15 protein-coding genes are annotated in these 16,487 nt (G+C 46.3%); 7 read left to right on the top strand and 8 right to left on the bottom strand.

Translation table 11 applies throughout. The features are described 5' to 3' along the window. Positions 1 to 200: 200 nt before the first annotated feature. Both ACXADP_RS17630 and ACXADP_RS17625 read left to right on the top strand, forming a co-directional pair. Entirely contained in the window at positions 201 to 644 is a 444-nt protein-coding gene (locus ACXADP_RS17630; RefSeq protein ID WP_474972038.1) for a carbohydrate-binding protein, read from the top strand. Positions 645 to 710: 66 nt separating this feature from the next. Further along, positions 711 to 929, top strand: a complete 219-nt coding sequence (locus ACXADP_RS17625; RefSeq protein WP_160841340.1) for a hypothetical protein — start codon at positions 711 to 713, stop codon at positions 927 to 929. Between the two features lie 159 nt (positions 930 to 1,088). Here ACXADP_RS17625 and ACXADP_RS17620 read toward each other — a convergent pair whose 3' ends face one another. Further along, the gene (locus tag ACXADP_RS17620; protein ID WP_474967426.1) at positions 1,089 to 2,720 is read right to left on the bottom strand and encodes a high affinity choline transporter 1; all 1,632 of its coding nucleotides are present in this window, start codon (positions 2,718 to 2,720) and stop codon (positions 1,089 to 1,091) included. Positions 2,721 to 3,125: 405 nt separating this feature from the next. Between ACXADP_RS17620 and betB the strand changes: the two genes are divergently transcribed. The 3 genes from betB (at position 3,126) to cudC (ending at position 7,008) form a co-directional block, all read left to right on the top strand. Further along, positions 3,126 to 4,586 (top strand): betaine-aldehyde dehydrogenase, encoded by a 1,461-nt coding sequence (betB, locus tag ACXADP_RS17615; protein WP_474970344.1) that lies wholly within the window; start codon positions 3,126 to 3,128, stop codon positions 4,584 to 4,586. A 38-nt stretch (positions 4,587 to 4,624) separates the two neighbouring features. Further along, positions 4,625 to 6,310, top strand: coding sequence for a choline dehydrogenase (gene betA / locus ACXADP_RS17610; protein ID WP_474967427.1), 1,686 nt, complete (start codon positions 4,625 to 4,627; stop codon positions 6,308 to 6,310). Positions 6,311 to 6,450: 140 nt separating this feature from the next. Further along, the gene (gene cudC, locus ACXADP_RS17605; protein ID WP_160839581.1) at positions 6,451 to 7,008 is read left to right on the top strand and encodes a choline uptake/conversion transcriptional regulator CudC; all 558 of its coding nucleotides are present in this window, start codon (positions 6,451 to 6,453) and stop codon (positions 7,006 to 7,008) included. Positions 7,009 to 7,144: 136 nt separating this feature from the next. Here cudC and ACXADP_RS17600 read toward each other — a convergent pair whose 3' ends face one another. Both ACXADP_RS17600 and ACXADP_RS17595 read right to left on the bottom strand, forming a co-directional pair. Beyond that, entirely contained in the window at positions 7,145 to 7,822 is a 678-nt protein-coding gene (locus ACXADP_RS17600) for a hypothetical protein (RefSeq protein ID WP_474967428.1), read from the bottom strand. Between the two features lie 181 nt (positions 7,823 to 8,003). Continuing rightward, on the bottom strand, positions 8,004 to 9,587 hold the full coding sequence (locus ACXADP_RS17595; RefSeq protein WP_474972037.1) for a BCCT family transporter: 1,584 nt from the start codon (positions 9,585 to 9,587) through the stop codon (positions 8,004 to 8,006). A 472-nt stretch (positions 9,588 to 10,059) separates the two neighbouring features. Between ACXADP_RS17595 and ACXADP_RS17590 the strand changes: the two genes are divergently transcribed. Beyond that, positions 10,060 to 11,286 (top strand): DUF819 family protein, encoded by a 1,227-nt coding sequence (locus ACXADP_RS17590; protein WP_474972036.1) that lies wholly within the window; start codon positions 10,060 to 10,062, stop codon positions 11,284 to 11,286. Between the two features lie 100 nt (positions 11,287 to 11,386). On the opposite strand, the gene ACXADP_RS17585 is transcribed toward ACXADP_RS17590, so the two are convergent. The 5 genes from ACXADP_RS17585 to ACXADP_RS17565 form a co-directional block, all read right to left on the bottom strand. After that, positions 11,387 to 12,421 carry an HAAS signaling domain-containing protein gene (locus ACXADP_RS17585; RefSeq protein WP_474972035.1) on the bottom strand — a complete coding sequence of 345 codons (1,035 nt, stop codon included), beginning with the start codon at positions 12,419 to 12,421 and terminating at the stop codon, positions 11,387 to 11,389. Continuing rightward, positions 12,408 to 12,752 carry a PadR family transcriptional regulator gene (locus tag ACXADP_RS17580; RefSeq protein ID WP_027955754.1) on the bottom strand — a complete coding sequence of 115 codons (345 nt, stop codon included), beginning with the start codon at positions 12,750 to 12,752 and terminating at the stop codon, positions 12,408 to 12,410. The genes ACXADP_RS17585 and ACXADP_RS17580 overlap by 14 nt, the downstream gene beginning before the upstream one ends. Before the next feature lie 217 nt (positions 12,753 to 12,969). After that, positions 12,970 to 14,091 carry a toxic anion resistance protein gene (locus ACXADP_RS17575; RefSeq protein WP_474972034.1) on the bottom strand — a complete coding sequence of 374 codons (1,122 nt, stop codon included), beginning with the start codon at positions 14,089 to 14,091 and terminating at the stop codon, positions 12,970 to 12,972. A 66-nt stretch (positions 14,092 to 14,157) separates the two neighbouring features. After that, on the bottom strand, positions 14,158 to 15,012 hold the full coding sequence (locus tag ACXADP_RS17570) for a hypothetical protein (protein ID WP_474972033.1): 855 nt from the start codon (positions 15,010 to 15,012) through the stop codon (positions 14,158 to 14,160). 223 nt (positions 15,013 to 15,235) lie between these two features. Next, entirely contained in the window at positions 15,236 to 15,535 is a 300-nt protein-coding gene (locus ACXADP_RS17565; RefSeq protein ID WP_474972032.1) for a hypothetical protein, read from the bottom strand. A 202-nt stretch (positions 15,536 to 15,737) separates the two neighbouring features. Between ACXADP_RS17565 and ACXADP_RS17560 the strand changes: the two genes are divergently transcribed. Then, the gene (locus tag ACXADP_RS17560) at positions 15,738 to 16,442 is read left to right on the top strand and encodes a uracil-DNA glycosylase (protein ID WP_474972031.1); all 705 of its coding nucleotides are present in this window, start codon (positions 15,738 to 15,740) and stop codon (positions 16,440 to 16,442) included. Positions 16,443 to 16,487: the final 45 nt, after the last annotated feature.

The following is a 16,487-nucleotide window of genomic DNA, read 5'->3' as shown; positions in this document are numbered from 1 at the left end:
GGGATAAGAAGCACCGCACTCGACAAGTGTGGTGCTTTTTTATACGCGGAGAAGTCCTGGAAACGCTTGAATCCCATGGTCATTAGACAGCTTCAACACATACGAATGAAAATGAATGCTTGATATGTGTTTTGAACTATCCATACCTCAGCAAAATGGTGTACTCTTTATAGGTAGAGTAAACTTCAGAGGTGAGAGAAATGAAAAAGATAACAGCTTTGTGGCTGATAATTTTAACAGGGGCGCTGCTTACAGCCTGCTCCGGAACTTCAGAACCGCCGGACGGTTTTATGACGATGAATAAAGAAGTGACGGAGATGGCGAAAGGCACGTATGAATGGACCAAAGAGGGGGTGTTTTCGGACAGCCAAGTGACAGCGGATGCCGGAACACCTTACGACATTGCTGACAATGTTGAAGCGGCACCGTCAGGCGGTGACAAGACTGCAGTGATCACATTCAGCAGTGGAAAAACACCGGAACTCTCCGCTTTTATCTGGGATGATGAAGGAAGGCAGGAGGAGCTTCCGATTGAAAATGAACAGGTGACTCTTCCGGATTCAGAAGGCCGGTATACGATTGAAGTTTTCGCTGAATGGGAGAATGGAACCGGTTCGTACACGCTTCCTGTGATGATCCAATAGAGTATGAAACCTGATTCCCCTTCTAATCGTATAGATAAGGAACAAAGCGAAAGTGGGTGGAAGGATATGAGTGGAGGCGTGTTTCTGCTGATCATTCTGAGTTTGCTCGGTCTGCCTATTTTATGGGGAATGATCCGGGATAAATTCGGAGGGAATACCAACCGATTTTACGGCGATGAATTGAATAAGCATCAAAAAAGAGGAAGAGAAAAGGTCTATGAAGAGAATACGAGGCATACAGGACCAAGAGACAACCCGCCCATGGGAGGGGATGGAAACCCCTGATGAAATAATGTCCACTTCTCTACAGCCTGCATTGATGAATGAGAAACATAGAACGTATAAACAAGAAATCACTTGTTTGAAATCTCTTGGCTGAGAATTCATCCTTTTGTAAAAATAAAACCCGTCCGCGCTTGAAGGCGTAGACGGGTTTTATTTGATTTATTCGCTTTTTACCTCTGTTTTCAGCTTAGTTAAAGGCTGTGGAGGGCATGATTTCTGTGTGAGCCGTGAAACGATGATGATCGTCAGCAGGCCGCCTACCATTGCAAGCGTACGGAATGGGAAAAGGACCACGCCGTCTTCAATCATCGGATAGGGAAGAAATGCCGGCAATCCGAGTGCGGGTTCTCCTCCGCCGAAACGCAGAATGAAAGAAACCGTCAGTCCTGCAACGGCTCCATATGTATTTGCTTTTTTATCGAACAACGCAGTTGTCAACTGAGGGAAAAGCATACAGTAGACGAGATCGGCACATAAATACCAAAGTGTGTACACACTGTCGATATTTAAAGCGACGATGGTTGCGGCTAGTCCGATGATGATGATGGATAAACGGATGGTGCCTTTAATATCCTTACCTGTCGCTTTCGGCTTGATGAGTGGACGGTAGATGTTCCAGGCTGCCATGGATGATGCGGATAGGATGGAAGAGTCCATCGATGACATGACGGCTGCGGCTACAGCACCCAGGGCGATGATCGCAATCCCGTAGGGCGACATATAGTTGATGACGTAAGCGAGAATTTCGGAAGCGGAACCGGGTCCTTCGATTCCATAGCTCGCCCAATCGGCAGAGAAGCCTGCGACACCGATCATAACAGCGGGTACGGCTAGTACGATACACAGGATACCTGCTGCGATGGACAGCCACATCGCTGTCTTTTCATTTTTTGATGAAAGCACACGCTGGAAATATACCTGCCACGGAATACCTCCGAAGATAAGCAGTAAGGCATAATCCCACCAGTTCCAGTAATAATTTCCCCAGTCCGGATGGTTCCAGCCATCAAGAGGAGGAAGAAGGTTCGCAAACCCGGCCATTCCATCTTTGTAAGCTCCCCATGCTTGTCCGACACCGCCTGCTTCAGAAAGGGCGAACGGAACGACGAGGAACAACCCGATGAGGATCATGATGATCTGGGCTACGTCTGTAAGAGCGACGGACCACATACCTCCGACAAAGGTGTAAGCGACGGCGATAATCGCGGAAATGATGATCGATGTATTGAAGTCGAGTCCGAGAATCAGACCGAATGTTGTTCCGAGTGCAACGAGGATGGCGGCACTCCAGAATAGTTCCCCGAGCAGGGCTGGTAAGTATAGAACACCTGCCACCTTCTTACCGAAGCGAACTTCCAGCGGATCGAGCATTGTCGTGAATTCGTGCCTTCTCATCTTACGGGCATAGAAAATCCCGCCTATGATTAAACTGAGGCCGTATCCCCAAGGGGCCTGCGCCCATACGATTCCTGAGGCAAACGTCGTTTCGGCTGTTCCGGCGATATATCCGCCGCCGACCCATGTCGCAGTCATCGTGAACATAGCGACCCATAACGGCATGGAACGACCGGCGACCATCATATCCTTGGCGCTGTCGGATTTTTTTCCAGCGGTGATGACACCTATATAGAAGATGATGGCATATGAGAGAAACATGAAGGCCAACGCTCCCCAGTTCACATCTTTACCTGCAATTCCTACATAAATGGCGACGATGGCAAGTAAGCCTAAGAAGCCTAATAATCCTGAATTACCATATTTCTGTTCCTGTTTTGTGACTGTCTGCTGCACCGAATCACTCCTTTTACATATTGGTTGTATCGAACTGTTCGAAAGGTGAACAGTTCTTTTTTCGATGTAAAACTTTCTATGGAACCGGTTCCTGTTAATTGTTTTAAAACGTTTAATAATTATTAAACATACCTGCACCTATTTACACTAACGTAGAATGAAAGTTTGTCAACAGTTCGATTCGGTATATTTTGGAGATCATTTCGTCGATGGAAGGGATAATAATAAGTAATAAAGAAAGGTGAAAATCTTTTTCTTCATCTGTGTTTTTTATATGATTTTAAAAATCGCATCTATAGGTTTACAAGGTTCCTATTTTACGTTACGATCAAATTGTTCATTTCGTTTAAAAAAAATTAAATAAAATAAATAAATTAAAAACAAGGAGGTTTCACGTTGAAATACATGTACATTAATGGAGCGTGGGTCAACGCAGCGTCTGAAAAGGTGAGAGATATCATCAATCCCTTCAATCAGGAAGTCATTGCCCAAGTGGCGGAAGGGGATGCTGAGGACGCGAAGCTTGCGATCGCGGCTGCGAGAGAAGCATTCGACAATGGGGAGTGGAGTGATACTCCGGGAGCCGAGCGCGGCCAAAAGGTCTTTCGTATCGCAGAACTGATTGAACGGGATAAAGAAGAACTTGCTGAACTCGAAACGCTGGATACTGGTAAAACATTAGAAGAAAGCCGTGCGGATATGGAAGACATTGCCGGTGTGTTCCGGTACTTCGCAGGCCTGGCAGATAAGGATGGCGGAGAAGTCATCGAATCCCCGATTCCCGACAGTCAAAGCAAAGTCGTCCGCGAACCGGTGGGTGTCTGCGGGCAGATTACTCCATGGAATTATCCGCTTCTACAAGCGGCGTGGAAAATCGCACCGGCATTGGCGGCAGGCAATACCATCGTATTGAAGCCTAGTGAAATTACTCCGCTCACAACTTTGAAAGTAACAGAACTGATGGAAGAAACCGGCTTCCCGAAAGGTGTCGTCAACCTCGTGATGGGACCGGGGGCAACGGTAGGGAACGAGCTTGCAGAAAGCCACGACGTTGATTTGATTTCTTTCACTGGAGGCATTGAAACCGGAAAGAGAATTATGCAGACCGCGAGTGGCAATGTGAAGAACATCGCGCTTGAACTTGGTGGCAAGAACCCGAATATTGTCTTTGCAGACGCTGATTTCGAAACAGCCGTCGATCAGGCACTGAACGCGGTCTTTTTCCACGCCGGACAGGTGTGTTCTGCCGGAGCGAGATTAATCCTGGAAGATTCCATTCATGATCGGTTTGTAGAGGAGCTGAAGAAGCGGGCGGAGCGTATTAAGCTGGGGAACGGTTTTGATGAAGATACTCAATCCGGACCTCTCATCTCAGCGGAACACCGCGAAAAGGTCGAAAATTATGTGGAAATCGGGAAGGAAGAAGGCGCAAAACTGCTTGTCGGAGGCGCACGGCCGGAGAATCCTGAACTTCAGGACGGTTTTTTCTACCTGCCGACGATTTTCACAGAGTGCACCACAGATATGAGGATCGTGCAGGAGGAAGTATTTGGCCCTGTATTGACGATCGAACGTTTCCAAACGGAAGAGGAATCCGTGAAGCTTGCGAATGATTCCATTTATGGGCTGGCTGGTGCTGTGTTTACACAGGATATCGACAAAGCCGAACGTATAGCAGGTAAGCTGCGCATGGGAACGGTATGGATCAATGACTTCCACCCGTATTTCGCACAAGCGCCCTGGGGTGGATATAAACAATCCGGAATCGGCCGTGAACTTGGTAAACCGGGACTTGAAGAATATACAGAAACAAAACATATTTTCCGTAACGTGAATCCTGAACCGATCCATTGGTTTAAGGCTTGATTTAAATACATGACAACAATGTTAAGGAGGCTGTTATCATGAAAGAATCTTATGATATTGTCATCATCGGTGCCGGAAGTGCAGGTTCGGTCCTCGCAGACCGGCTGACTGAAGATGGAAAGAAAGATGTCCTTGTACTTGAAGCGGGACGAAGTGATTATGCTTGGGATCTACTTGTTCAGATGCCGGCAGCCCTGCCATTTCCGGCAGGTAAATCCCTGTATGATTGGAAATATGAATCTGACCCTGAGCCTTATATGAAAGGACGGCGTATCAAGCATGCCCGTGGTAAAATGCTCGGAGGATCAAGCTCGATCAATGGCATGATTTATCAACGCGGGAATCCGAAGGACTATGAGCGCTGGGGAGCGGACGATGGGATGGAAGAGTGGGATTTCTCCCACTGCCTGCCTTACTTCAAACGTTTGGAGAACGCCCTCGGCTCGGATAAAAACGATCCATACCGCGGTCATAATGGTCCGGTGAAATTGGAGCGCGGTCCTGCAACGAATCCGCTTTTCCAAGCCTTTTTCAATGCAGCTGCCGAAGCCGGTCATGCCCGGACGCCGGATGTTAACGGTTTTCGTCAGGAAGGTTTCGGACCTTTTGACAAGCACGTCTATAAAGGGCGGCGCATGTCTGCATCCCGTGCGTATCTGCACCCGGCAATGAAGCGGAAAAATCTTACCGTGAAAACCAGAGCTTTCGTTCAGCACATAGATATCCATAATGGGAAAGCGCGAGGCCTGACGTTCAAACGAAATGGTAAAGAGCACTACGTAAGGGCTGGGGAGGTCATCCTTTCTGGCGGTGCGATCAATACGCCGCAGATGCTTCAGCTTTCCGGCGTCGGTGATCAAGAACACCTACGCTCTGTAGGAGTGACTCCGAAAGTGCATCTTCCAGGAGTTGGAGAGAATCTTCAGGACCACCTTGAAGTGTATATCCAGCATGAGAGTCTGCAGCCAGTTTCTGAGCAGCCGAACTTGAACAAGCTGAAGATGCCATGGATCGGTTTGCAGTGGATCATGGGGCGTAAAGGTCCTGCTGCGACGAACCACTTTGAAGGCGGCGGTTTCGCCCGTTCCAATGATGACGTCGATTATCCGAACCTGATGTATCATTTCCTTCCGGTAGCTGTGCGCTATGATGGGGAAAAAGCACCGGTCAAACACGGCTTCCAGGTTCACATCGGACCTATGTATTCGGATGCTCGTGGATCATTGAAGATCCGCTCCAATGATCCGAAAGCTCATCCGAGCATGGTTTACAACTACCTTTCAACGGAACAGGACAAACGTGAATGGATCGAGGCTGTCCGTGTGACTCGTGAAATCATGTCCCAGCCGGCAATGAAGCCATTCAACGGAGGAGAAATTTCTCCGGGGCCGGCGGCTCAGACTGAAGAAGAAATTCTTGACTGGGTGGCAGAAGATGCGGAAACGGCTCTGCATCCAAGCTGCACAGCGAAAATGGGACCAAAATCCGATCCGATGGCCGTCGTTGATCCGAAGAGTATGAAAGTTCATGGCCTTGATAACCTGCGTGTCGTCGATGCATCCGCTATGCCTTATGTCACCAACGGGAACATCCACGCACCTGTCCTGATGCTTGCCGAAAAGGCGGCAGATATTATCCGAGGCAGAAAACCGCTTGAAGCTGAGCATATGGACTATTACCAGCATGGTGTCCATCCAGCAGATGCGGGATCGATTAAAGGCTGAGTTGCGGCTTGAATAAACTGCCATATGAAGGCAGGGGCTTGTATAGCCCCTGCTTTCGATTTATATTATAGAAAGAGCGTATTAATGAAATTGAATGATTTAAACGTTTAAAAGGTAATGAAGAAAGTGGAGGCGGTTCTTTGAAAAGAAACCTGGAGGCACGAATTGAGGAAGCAGAGAGCGCTGTTGTCAATTCGATCGCTGAAACAATGGACCTGTATGGCATCACTCCGTCAACGGGAAGGTTATTTGCGAGAATGTATTTTAAACATGAGCCGATGACGCTTGATGATATGAAGGACGACCTTGGGATGAGTAAGCCGAGTATGAGTATTGCCGTCCGGAACCTTCAGGAGGTCAGCATCATCCATAAAGTTTGGCGGAAAGGGTCCCGCAAGGATTCCTTTATGGCGGAGAAGAATTTTTTTAAATATTTCTCCCGCTTTTTCGGAAGCAAGTGGGAACGTGAGGCCAAGCTTAACTTGTCGGCCATTGACTATGCAGGGGAGATTCTTCAGCAGGTCATGGAAGATGAGGAGGCGGACGAAGCGACGGTAGAACGAGCAAGGATCAATTATGAGCAGCTTGAGGATTACCGCAAGTACTGCAAGTGGTTGGAGCGTCTGTCTGATTCTATCGATTCCGGTGAGATATTCGACTTCCTGCCTGTTGAGGAACCGGATGCAGATAGTAAGTGATTGACTGTGGCTGACTCTTTCTTCTTTACCACTGTGAAAGCGGGGAGTCGGACGCATGCAAAGGATATCGAAATAACCAAAGCAGGATAGGAAAAGCTCCCTTCATCGATCAAGGGAGCTTTTCTTATTGGAGCCATTATTTATTAAGTTCTACGTCTACTTCAATTTCTTCTCCGATATTTTCAAAATTCTCGTTCTGAGCTGCACTGTAATACAGCGTAATCGACTCCACATCTTCAGCTTTTGAATTCTTCAGGATGTAGAAGGAAGTGCCTTCTTTGTTCACTTGACCTAAATATTCGCCATCGATATGATCACTCATAAGCATGTCAGGCTCCAGCTGTTCTCCCGTATTCGTAGTCATCACAGCCTGGGAAGCATAAAAGGAAATATGATCCTCAGAAGAATTGCTTGTTTTCATATCGACTTGGATGTATTCGATTTCTTCCTTATCCATAAGAGCTGCGGCTTCACCTTTTAAGGTGCCGGAGACTCCATTGACCTTTTCAATAGTAAGGCTAATAGGGCCGCTTTCAAATGTTCCGACATCATCAGTGCGGCTGACCATCGTTTGTTCACCTGCTTCAGAAGTGACTGTATCCCCAACCTTGGCATCCTTATTTTCGTTTTCTTCTGCCGTCATGGTTTCAGGAGCATCTGTCTCTTTGCTTTCAGTATCCGTACCTTGTTCTGTTCCTTCTGTACTTGAAGCATCATCAGCGGTGGTATCTGATCCTGAACTTTCTTCTGTACCACAGGCGCTCAAAGCCATCAAGAAGACACTGACAAACAGGATGAAGAGTGAACGTTTCATAAGTTTCCCCCTTAAAAGTAGTGGAGCCTGATACAGGCAACGCGGACATCTTACTAGTAATTTTATATTTTCTTCCATATAAGTCAATGATTTGTTGGTGGAATTGTATCAGTGAATCATCTGGACAGACAAAAAAGCCGCTATTCTATCGTATAGATGAGAATAGCGGCTTTACATTTAATTATGATGTTTTACGTTCTTTTTCCTCAACGGGTACAGCGGCACTTTGTTCAGCAATCAGCCCCTGCTCCCTCGCCATCTGTTTCGCTACTTTCGGTGCGAGCCAGACAGGTGGCAGTAACAGCAGTGAAACGGGTACAGCAGTGACAACGATGAAGTTCTGCAGCGTTTGGATACTGCTTTCCCCAATACCGAGGAGCGCTGCGGCGATGCCTCCGAACAACAGAGCCCAGAACACGCGCAGGACACGTGGCGGGTGGGTATCGCCTGTAAGTGTGACGGCGACGGAATAAGACATCGAGTCAGCGGTTGTCGCCACGAAAATGATCGTGACAATCAAGAAGCCTGCAGCCATGACCATTCCGAATGGTACTTGCTCCATAATCGCCATAACAGCGGCAGGCATGCCTGTTTCATTGAGAGCGGTTGAAACGGCTCCTGGTGATTCCAGTTCGTAAAACAGACCGGAACCTCCGACAACGGCAAACCAGAAGTTACTTACGATCGGAGCGAGGATCGCTACGGCAAGGATCAGCTGGCGAATGGTACGGCCTCTGGAAATACGGCTGATGAACATCGCCATTGCAGGTCCGAAACCGAGGAACCAGCCCCAGAAGAAGACCGTCCAATAACCGAGCCAGCCGCTATCTCCGCGGTAAAGACTCATTCGCAGGAAGTTCTGGATTTGGAAAGCTTCGGCGGCGACGAATGAATCGATGATGAACATCGTCGGCCCGAGAATAAGCATGCCGATCATTAGAACGACAGCGAATCCTACGTTGAGACGGCTGAGCAGTTGAATCCCTTTATCTACACCGGAAGCCGCTGAAACGGCAGCGATCGTCACAAGAAAAATAATGACAATGGACTGCGTAAACAGGGTGTCCGGGATATTGAATAAATAGTTGAGCGCATAACCGACTTGTAAGCCTAAGAAGCCGATCGGTCCAATGGTTCCAGCGGCAACAGCAATGACAGAAACGATGTCAGCAGCTGCTCCGACAACACTTTTCTTGTTGAAAATTTTCTCGCCGACCATCGGATACAAGATCGCACGTGGTTTTAGCGGGTACCCTTTATGGTAGTGCGCATACATTAGGACGATGGTAGCGATGGTTCCTAAGCAAGCCCATGCGGTAAAGCCCCAGTGGAAAAAGCTCTGCGCTAAGCCTGGGACGACGGCTTGTGCTCTTGTCATTCCCTCATCAGCAAACAGTGGCGGGGTTGTTAAAAAGTGATAGATCGGTTCTCCGGCAGCCCAGAAGACTCCGCCACTGGCAAGCAGTGTACAAAGAATCATCGAGACCCAGCGGAACCATCCGTTTTCAGGCGTATCCTTTTTTCCTAATTTCACTTTTCCATATTTCGACAAGGCAAGCGCAACGCCCACTACGAAAGTAGCAAGCAGCAGCAGTTGCCAGAAGACACCAAAGAATGTAACAGAAAAGTCGAATGAGCTTGAGATCCATTCTCCCGTAAGGTCTTTGTTTAAAAGAGACATCAGTAAAAATAAGACGAGAAAGCCTCCGCTGATGCTGAATGTAATCCAGTCAATTCTTGTTTTCCTGTCCGTTTTTTCGTTCATTATTTTCCCCCTAGGTTTTTAACCTGTGATAGTTAATATATTGTGAAGACGTTGATGGATAATGGCTTTGTTCTTTAGACGTTCAGAAAACGAATGCTCCTCTGGTTATAAGACGTTTATTTCACATAGGGATTAATTATAGAGATGTTCGGACAACTCGTCAAAAAGGAAGGAAGGCAAGGATTGATAGGATGTTAAAGCTTTTAACAGCTGAGTGGATGTAGTTGACGGAGAGCATAAAATCTATGAAGAAACAGATGTCTCCTACAGCTTTTAGTAGAAAAGCACCTTCGTTTATGTAAATCCACGACTTCTCACAGGAGAGTTGATCAGTACATATCAGACGATAGGAGAATTGAATAATAGATTGCCTTAATACTGTTTTCCGCTTCATGTATAATGATAGTTAACCAAAATAAGGAAAAATGATTGGTGTAGTTTTATTTGAAAACAAAACAAAGAGGTGAATCAATTGGATCACACGTTCATATCGTCAGACAATACGTGGGCGCTTTGGTCGTTTCTGACAGGATGGGCGGCCATCAGTATTTATTTGGAGCAAAAGTACAAATGGGCATCCAAAATTTCCGGAGCCATCATAGCTTTGATTGGAGCCATGGTCTTAGCTAATTTAAATGTCATTCCACTAGAGTCGAGTGTGTATGATGCGGTATGGAATTATGTCGTGCCGTTGGCGATACCGTTGCTATTGTTTCAGGCGAATATTAAGAAGGTTTGGCAGGAAAGTGGACGGATGCTGACGATATTCCTGTTAAGTTCCATCGGTACGGTCGCCGGTACCATTCTCTCGTTTATGCTTTTAAGAGATGTGATTCCCCATTTGGATAAAATTGGTGCCATGATGGCAGGTTCTTATACAGGTGGTGGCGTAAACTTTGCCGCCATGGCAGCAAAATTCGATACGCCCAGTGAACTTGTTTCGGCTACCGTGGTTGCAGATAATATGATGATGGCCACCTTCTTCTTTGTTTTGATGGCTATTCCGACATTTTCATTCTTCCGGGACACATTCAGAACCCCTCATATGGATGAGGTGGAATCGGGCGTTACCGGTGATGAAGGTGAAACGCAGGCCGCTTCTTTTTGGAAAGGAAAGGAAATATCCTTAAAAGATATTGCGATCAGCGTGGCGAGTGCATTCGCCCTTGTTACAGTATCCTTTAATCTCGCTGACTTTTTTGCGGGAGTCCTTCCTGGTGGGGAGGATGTAAGCATCATTTATCAGGTGCTGGGCGGTATCATTGGTGATCGTTATCTGATGCTTACGACACTGACAGTGCTGGTCGTTTCGTTGTTCCCCAGACAATTCGAAAGCATCAAAGGAACACAGGAACTTGGGACGTTCTTGATTTATTTATTCTTTGTCGTCATCGGGATACCGGCTTCCATCGCTATCGTAGTCACAACATCACCATTGTTATTGGTATTTGTTTTAATCATCGTCCTGATGAATGTGATAGTCTCTCTGGTTTTGGGTAAACTATTTAAATTTAGTTTAGAAGAAACTCTTCTTGCAAGTAATGCAAATATGGGAGGTCCCACAACAGCTGCAGCCATGGCGATTGCTAAAGGCTGGCATAAACTGATCGTGCCGATTCTTCTTGTAGGTACGCTCGGGTACATCATTGGAAACTACATAGGCACGGGACTTGGGTTCTGGTTTCAAAATTTGATGTAATTTTAGTAAGGTGGGGGATAAAAAAATCTCCTCCTGTAACAACAGCAGGTTCAGACAGGAAAAGGTGACCCTTGGCAGCATGGGTCACCTTTCTCCTGTGTTATGGACTGAATTCATTTTTCAGCTTAGTCTTCTTCACGCCTTTTTTGTACTTGATGAAGCCATCAAGGATGTTCCATACAGCAAAAATGATAAAAATGGCGGCGATTCTCCAAGCCAGACCATCCGCGACTTGAGCGGAATTCCATTGGAAGAGGTCCGAGATATAGTTGATGAAGGCTGATTGAAAAAGTTTGTCATCCGTAATGATCCAAACGAAAATACCTGTAGACAGAAGTTCCTGTATCGTGTTGAACCAAACGACATCTTTGCTCCATTCTTTCTTCAACAGCTTATAAAGAGCTAAGGCTATTTCTAAACCGATGACAAGGACAATCCCTGGCCAATAGCTGAGCAGGACATCCTGGTTTAAAGCGGGTGTGATGTAGGTCAGTCCTTCTCCCTGGTTTTCATAGATCCCTAACAATTGGTCGGCATGGAAATAGACAGTGGCCCAGATGGCTGTCCATATAATGGCCCCATACACTTCCCATTGAGGTATCGCACGTTTTTTCGGGGTGTGCGAGACTTTTTTCAGCTTTTCCGGTGTCCATGCTTTACGCGAGGGCATCGATTCTTCATATTCGGCGCTGAAATCGACACGTTCGATCAGGGCGAATATGACCGTGATCCAGAAAAAGACCTGCATGCCGACCGAAAGAATCAGCCATAGACCATTACCAACAATGGAGAGGATCATCGCAATCAAGCTCGTTTCCTCAACATTCCCTATGATATTTTCAGCGAGTAGAGTGATCAATGAAACGGTAATCGCAATCGGCAGAATCAATTTGATGAGGGAGATATAAAGATCATAATAACGGGGACCGATCAGATGCATCGGCTTTTCACTATAGCCATGGGCAAGCTTTACAGGGTCGCCCAGTTCCTGAAGGACGTTTTTGACGTCATTTTCGGAAGGGTTCTCTGAAAGCATATCCTGGATGGTCGATTGGATCTCAAGCAGGATGTCCTCCCGGTTCTTTTCTGGAAGCCGGCGCTCAACTTCTTGTAAGTAGACCTCAATCCATTTCATTGTTCTCCTCCTCCAGTAGTTGGAACAATTCGTTTGTCGCTTTTTTCCATTCTTCCTTCAAGGTTTGAAAAATATCTTCCCCGTAATCACTCAGTACATAATACTTCCGGGGGCGGGACTCTGACGTATCCCAGCTGCTCGTGACGAGATCTTTTTTTTCCAGCCGGCGCAGCAGAGGATAAAGCGTGCTCTGTTCGATGGTGATGCCCGAGCCTTCTAATCGTTTTACGAGAGAGTATCCATATTGCGGGGTGCGCAGCTGGCTCAAAACCGCTAACGTCAGATTTCCTCTTCGTTGTTCGGTCAGCAGCGAGTTCAATAGTTGACTCAAAATCTTCACTCCTCTGTATACTGTACGACAAACACTATCTACTCATAGTATATGTCATACAGTATTGGATGTGCAACTGTATTTTCATAACGAAGAATCCCATGAAAAAAACACCTTTCAGAAAAAGGTGCTTACGAATTCAAGATATTTCGAGCCGGACCTTGCTGATCCCGGTTTTGTTTGAAGGCGATGAACTCGTACTTAGACAAAGAGCGCTTCAGTCACGAAGCGCTCTTTGAGTAGTCGTCTGTGATAATTTTTTTCGGACATTCTCATTCAATGCGTCCATCTCTTCAATGAACTGTTCACTCGAAGCAATGATGCGTTCCGACGACTGCTCGGTCGTCTTCAGTGCTTCAAACACGTTATCGAAGGATTCTTGAAGAGCTTCCATACTGATGGCCGGATTCTCCATCATCTGTGTCGTCTCTTCTGCATTCTGCTTCAAATTCCTGGAGTTTGACAGCAGCATGTCTTCGGTCGCCTTATTCACACCGTTCACGGTATCGATCACTTTCCGCTGATTGCTCAAGGCGAGCTGGATGGAGGCGGAGACGGTAATGATATTTTTTGTCAGCGTCACGGCATTGCGGATGGATTCCTTCAGCTTTTCATTGTTTTTCTTAATGATATCAACAGAGGAAACACTTTGATGCAGCACACTCTTCATCTGCGTCATGTTTCTCGTACGCGTAATGATTTTCTCTTTGCCTTCGGTGATCAGGGCAAGGTCGTACTCACCCGTCGCTTCTTTTTCCTTCAACAGCTCAAACAGTTTTTTCCCGAGATAAATCTGCTTGTCCAGGTCATAAATCCGCTTCTGGGCGTTTTCTTTGATGAGCTGCAGTTCGACGCTGTCTTCTTCAAGACGGTCTTTTCCTGCAAGCAGGCTGCGGACGACAGTATCGATTTTTGAGTCGACGGTTTCATACTTCTTCATGTAGCGGTCGATCGGTTTCTTTTTGCTTAGTTTATAAAAGAACCGCTGGACGCCGTTTCCTTCTGTACGCTTCGGATCAAGGTCCGATACGATTGTTTCAAGCTCCTGCAAAGACTGGGGGATGTCATTATTGCCCTTGGTCATAAGGTCGTTGACCGGACGCTTCAACGTTTCCATCGTTTCCCCGGCGACACGCTGTTCTTTTTCTCCGAGATCTCCGAGTTCCCTCATCACATCGGAGAGGGAGTCGTCCCTGGATGCATCGAATCTCCCGGCGTAGGTTTCTGCTTCCTCATTCAATCGGTCGAGATCTTCTTTTTTTATCAGCGTCATGGCTTCCTGCAGGTCCTGATGGTTCAGTTCCGCTTCTTTGTCCCTATAGGTGGAATGGTTACTCATAGTTCTACCTCCTGTATGCGATTCTGTCTTCTCAAGAAAAACAAAACAGCCGGCTGCTTAAAACGATCACTTCCTGGAGAGGAAGTTTTCATCTTCTTTGTTGTACTTGGAAGCGATAATCCCCTTGCTTCTGGCGAAGTTCTGCGCGTAACTTTCTTCTTCTTTCCGTTCCAGTGTTTCGATGAACCGGCTCAAATCATACATCGTCTCTACCAGTTCATGCTTCCGGTTTTCCTTATTCTCATCAGACAATCGATGGAACGATGCGATGAAGTCAGGAACGTCTTTATTTATCATCGTCTCGAGCGCGTATTGGTCTTCGACTTCGAGTTCGTCCAGGCGTTTGAATTGGTTTGCTGTCCGTTCCTTTAAAGAAACCCACTCCTTCTGGAGGTCGTGATGCTTTTCGAGAAATGGAAATTCCCATTCTTCGAATATGGGGTTCTCAAAATCTTCAAAGGTTGTAGTTTCTATGGATACGTCCATATCGTTGACGTACGTATTCAAATAGGTAAACAAAATCCCTGAAAAATCCCGTAATGTGTCTCCGAGCACTTTTTTCCTGCTGAACTCTTCCTTCAGGAACGTGGGGAAAAAGTGTCTGCGTTCATCGTCCATTTCAAACCGGCCGATCAGCATTTTCGGCGGCTTGCCGTAATACTCGATCGTCCCTTTGAATGTATTGGAGGTTGGAAGCACGGCGGTAAAGAATATGCCGTTCCAAAATCCATCCAGAATATATCTTTTGTTCATTTCCGCCAGCTCTTTGATCTCCAGATCGAAATAGACCGGCCGTTTCTCTTTGATGACCTGTTTCATATCCCTCATCGTTTGAAAGTCGATATAGCGCTGATATTCGGATGTATGCGGCATGAAGGCTCTTTCCAAATACTCCAGCGTAGAAGAGTAGAGGTTGTCCATGCGTTGTCAGCCCCTTTTTTCATCTTTCCTAATTTCCGTGGTTTCAAGTTTATATATTACTTCAAGAATACCATATATCCGGGGGAATCTATGAATCTCTTACTATGAATATACGTAAGAACATGGGCGAATGTTTCATGTATTTATATCAACTTCCTATGTGGCCGCCTTGAAATGTAAAAACGGTACCTGAATCCGCTGGGGAAGGTACCGTTTTTAAAGGTTATTTTATATTTTTACGATGGATGTAATCAGAGACGACAAAAGCAAGGTCGTCATTTCCGTAAAGGGAGAGTACCTCAAGGATTGTTTCTGAATCAATGAGATCGGATTCCTTCTTTGGAACAGTCAGATCCAGTGCTTCGATCAACTCTTTATTCTTCTCCTGGTAGGGATAGGCTTCTGTATACATGTCGATGGGATCGAGGTCATGGTTGATGCACCACTGGGCAAAAACAAGGATCATCATTTTTTCGCCTTTTTGATAGTTACGGATCACTTCTTCTTCGCGGTTATATTCCACGGAGCATTCCTCCTTTGTGGGTAGGGAAGGGGGCTGTGTTTGGTATGCGTCTATTTTCTACACCATACCATGAACAGAGGTGATGTGCCTATTTTCACAGACCGATTTTCAATAAAAGAAAAGGAAATCCTTCCATTATGTTGAAATCGTTAACAAGCTCGTGAGGGTATCTGGTCATAAGAGCAGAAGGAAGGATGAGGGTATGCTGAATTTCATTGACGAGATGAAGTCACACCGTACGGATGCTGGAGTGTTTAACCCATGGAAGGATTACTCGGAACACCTTGATATCCACCCTGAAGCGCCATTGATAAGGGCCGAACATCTCACCAGGTATTTAGAACAGAGAAAAACAACAGCAGAGTATATCTTTGTAGCAGAAGCATTAGGGTATCAGGGTGGCCGTTTTTCAGGGATTCCAATGACATCGGAAAGAATCATTACTGGTACTCATCCTGACATAGGGCATCAGGGTGTTTTCAGAGGGAAAGCGGGGCAGCGAACGAGCCATCCAGAATCAGATTATCCAGGCTTCAGAAATTCTTGGAGAAAGAAGGGTTTTAGTGAGCCGACGGCTTCTATTGTATGGAAAACACTCCTTGAAAATAACATCGATGCTTACAAGGTGATTCTTTGGAATGTCTTTCCCTTCCATCCTTATCAAGAGGAAAAAGGGCTGCTTTCCAACCGGCCTCCAAGTGCGGATGAATTACGAGCAGGCGTAGAGTATTTGAAATGCTTGTTAGACTACTGTCCACCCAATAGTAAGGTAGTTTGTATTGGGAAATATGCGAAAGAAAAGCTGAATCAGTATGGAATGAAACACGTTCCTATTCGTCATCCTTCCTATGGAGGTGCGCCGGAGTTTAAAGAAGGGTGTAGGAAGTTATTTGCCACTAGACCTTAAAGCCGCATGTTGATTAGAATGTGGGCAGAAGAAACGAACCTGTAT

The sequence above is a fragment of the Halobacillus sp. AWH4_228 genome, assembly GCF_056158365.1.
This window is presented reverse-complemented; position numbering and strand designations above follow the sequence as displayed.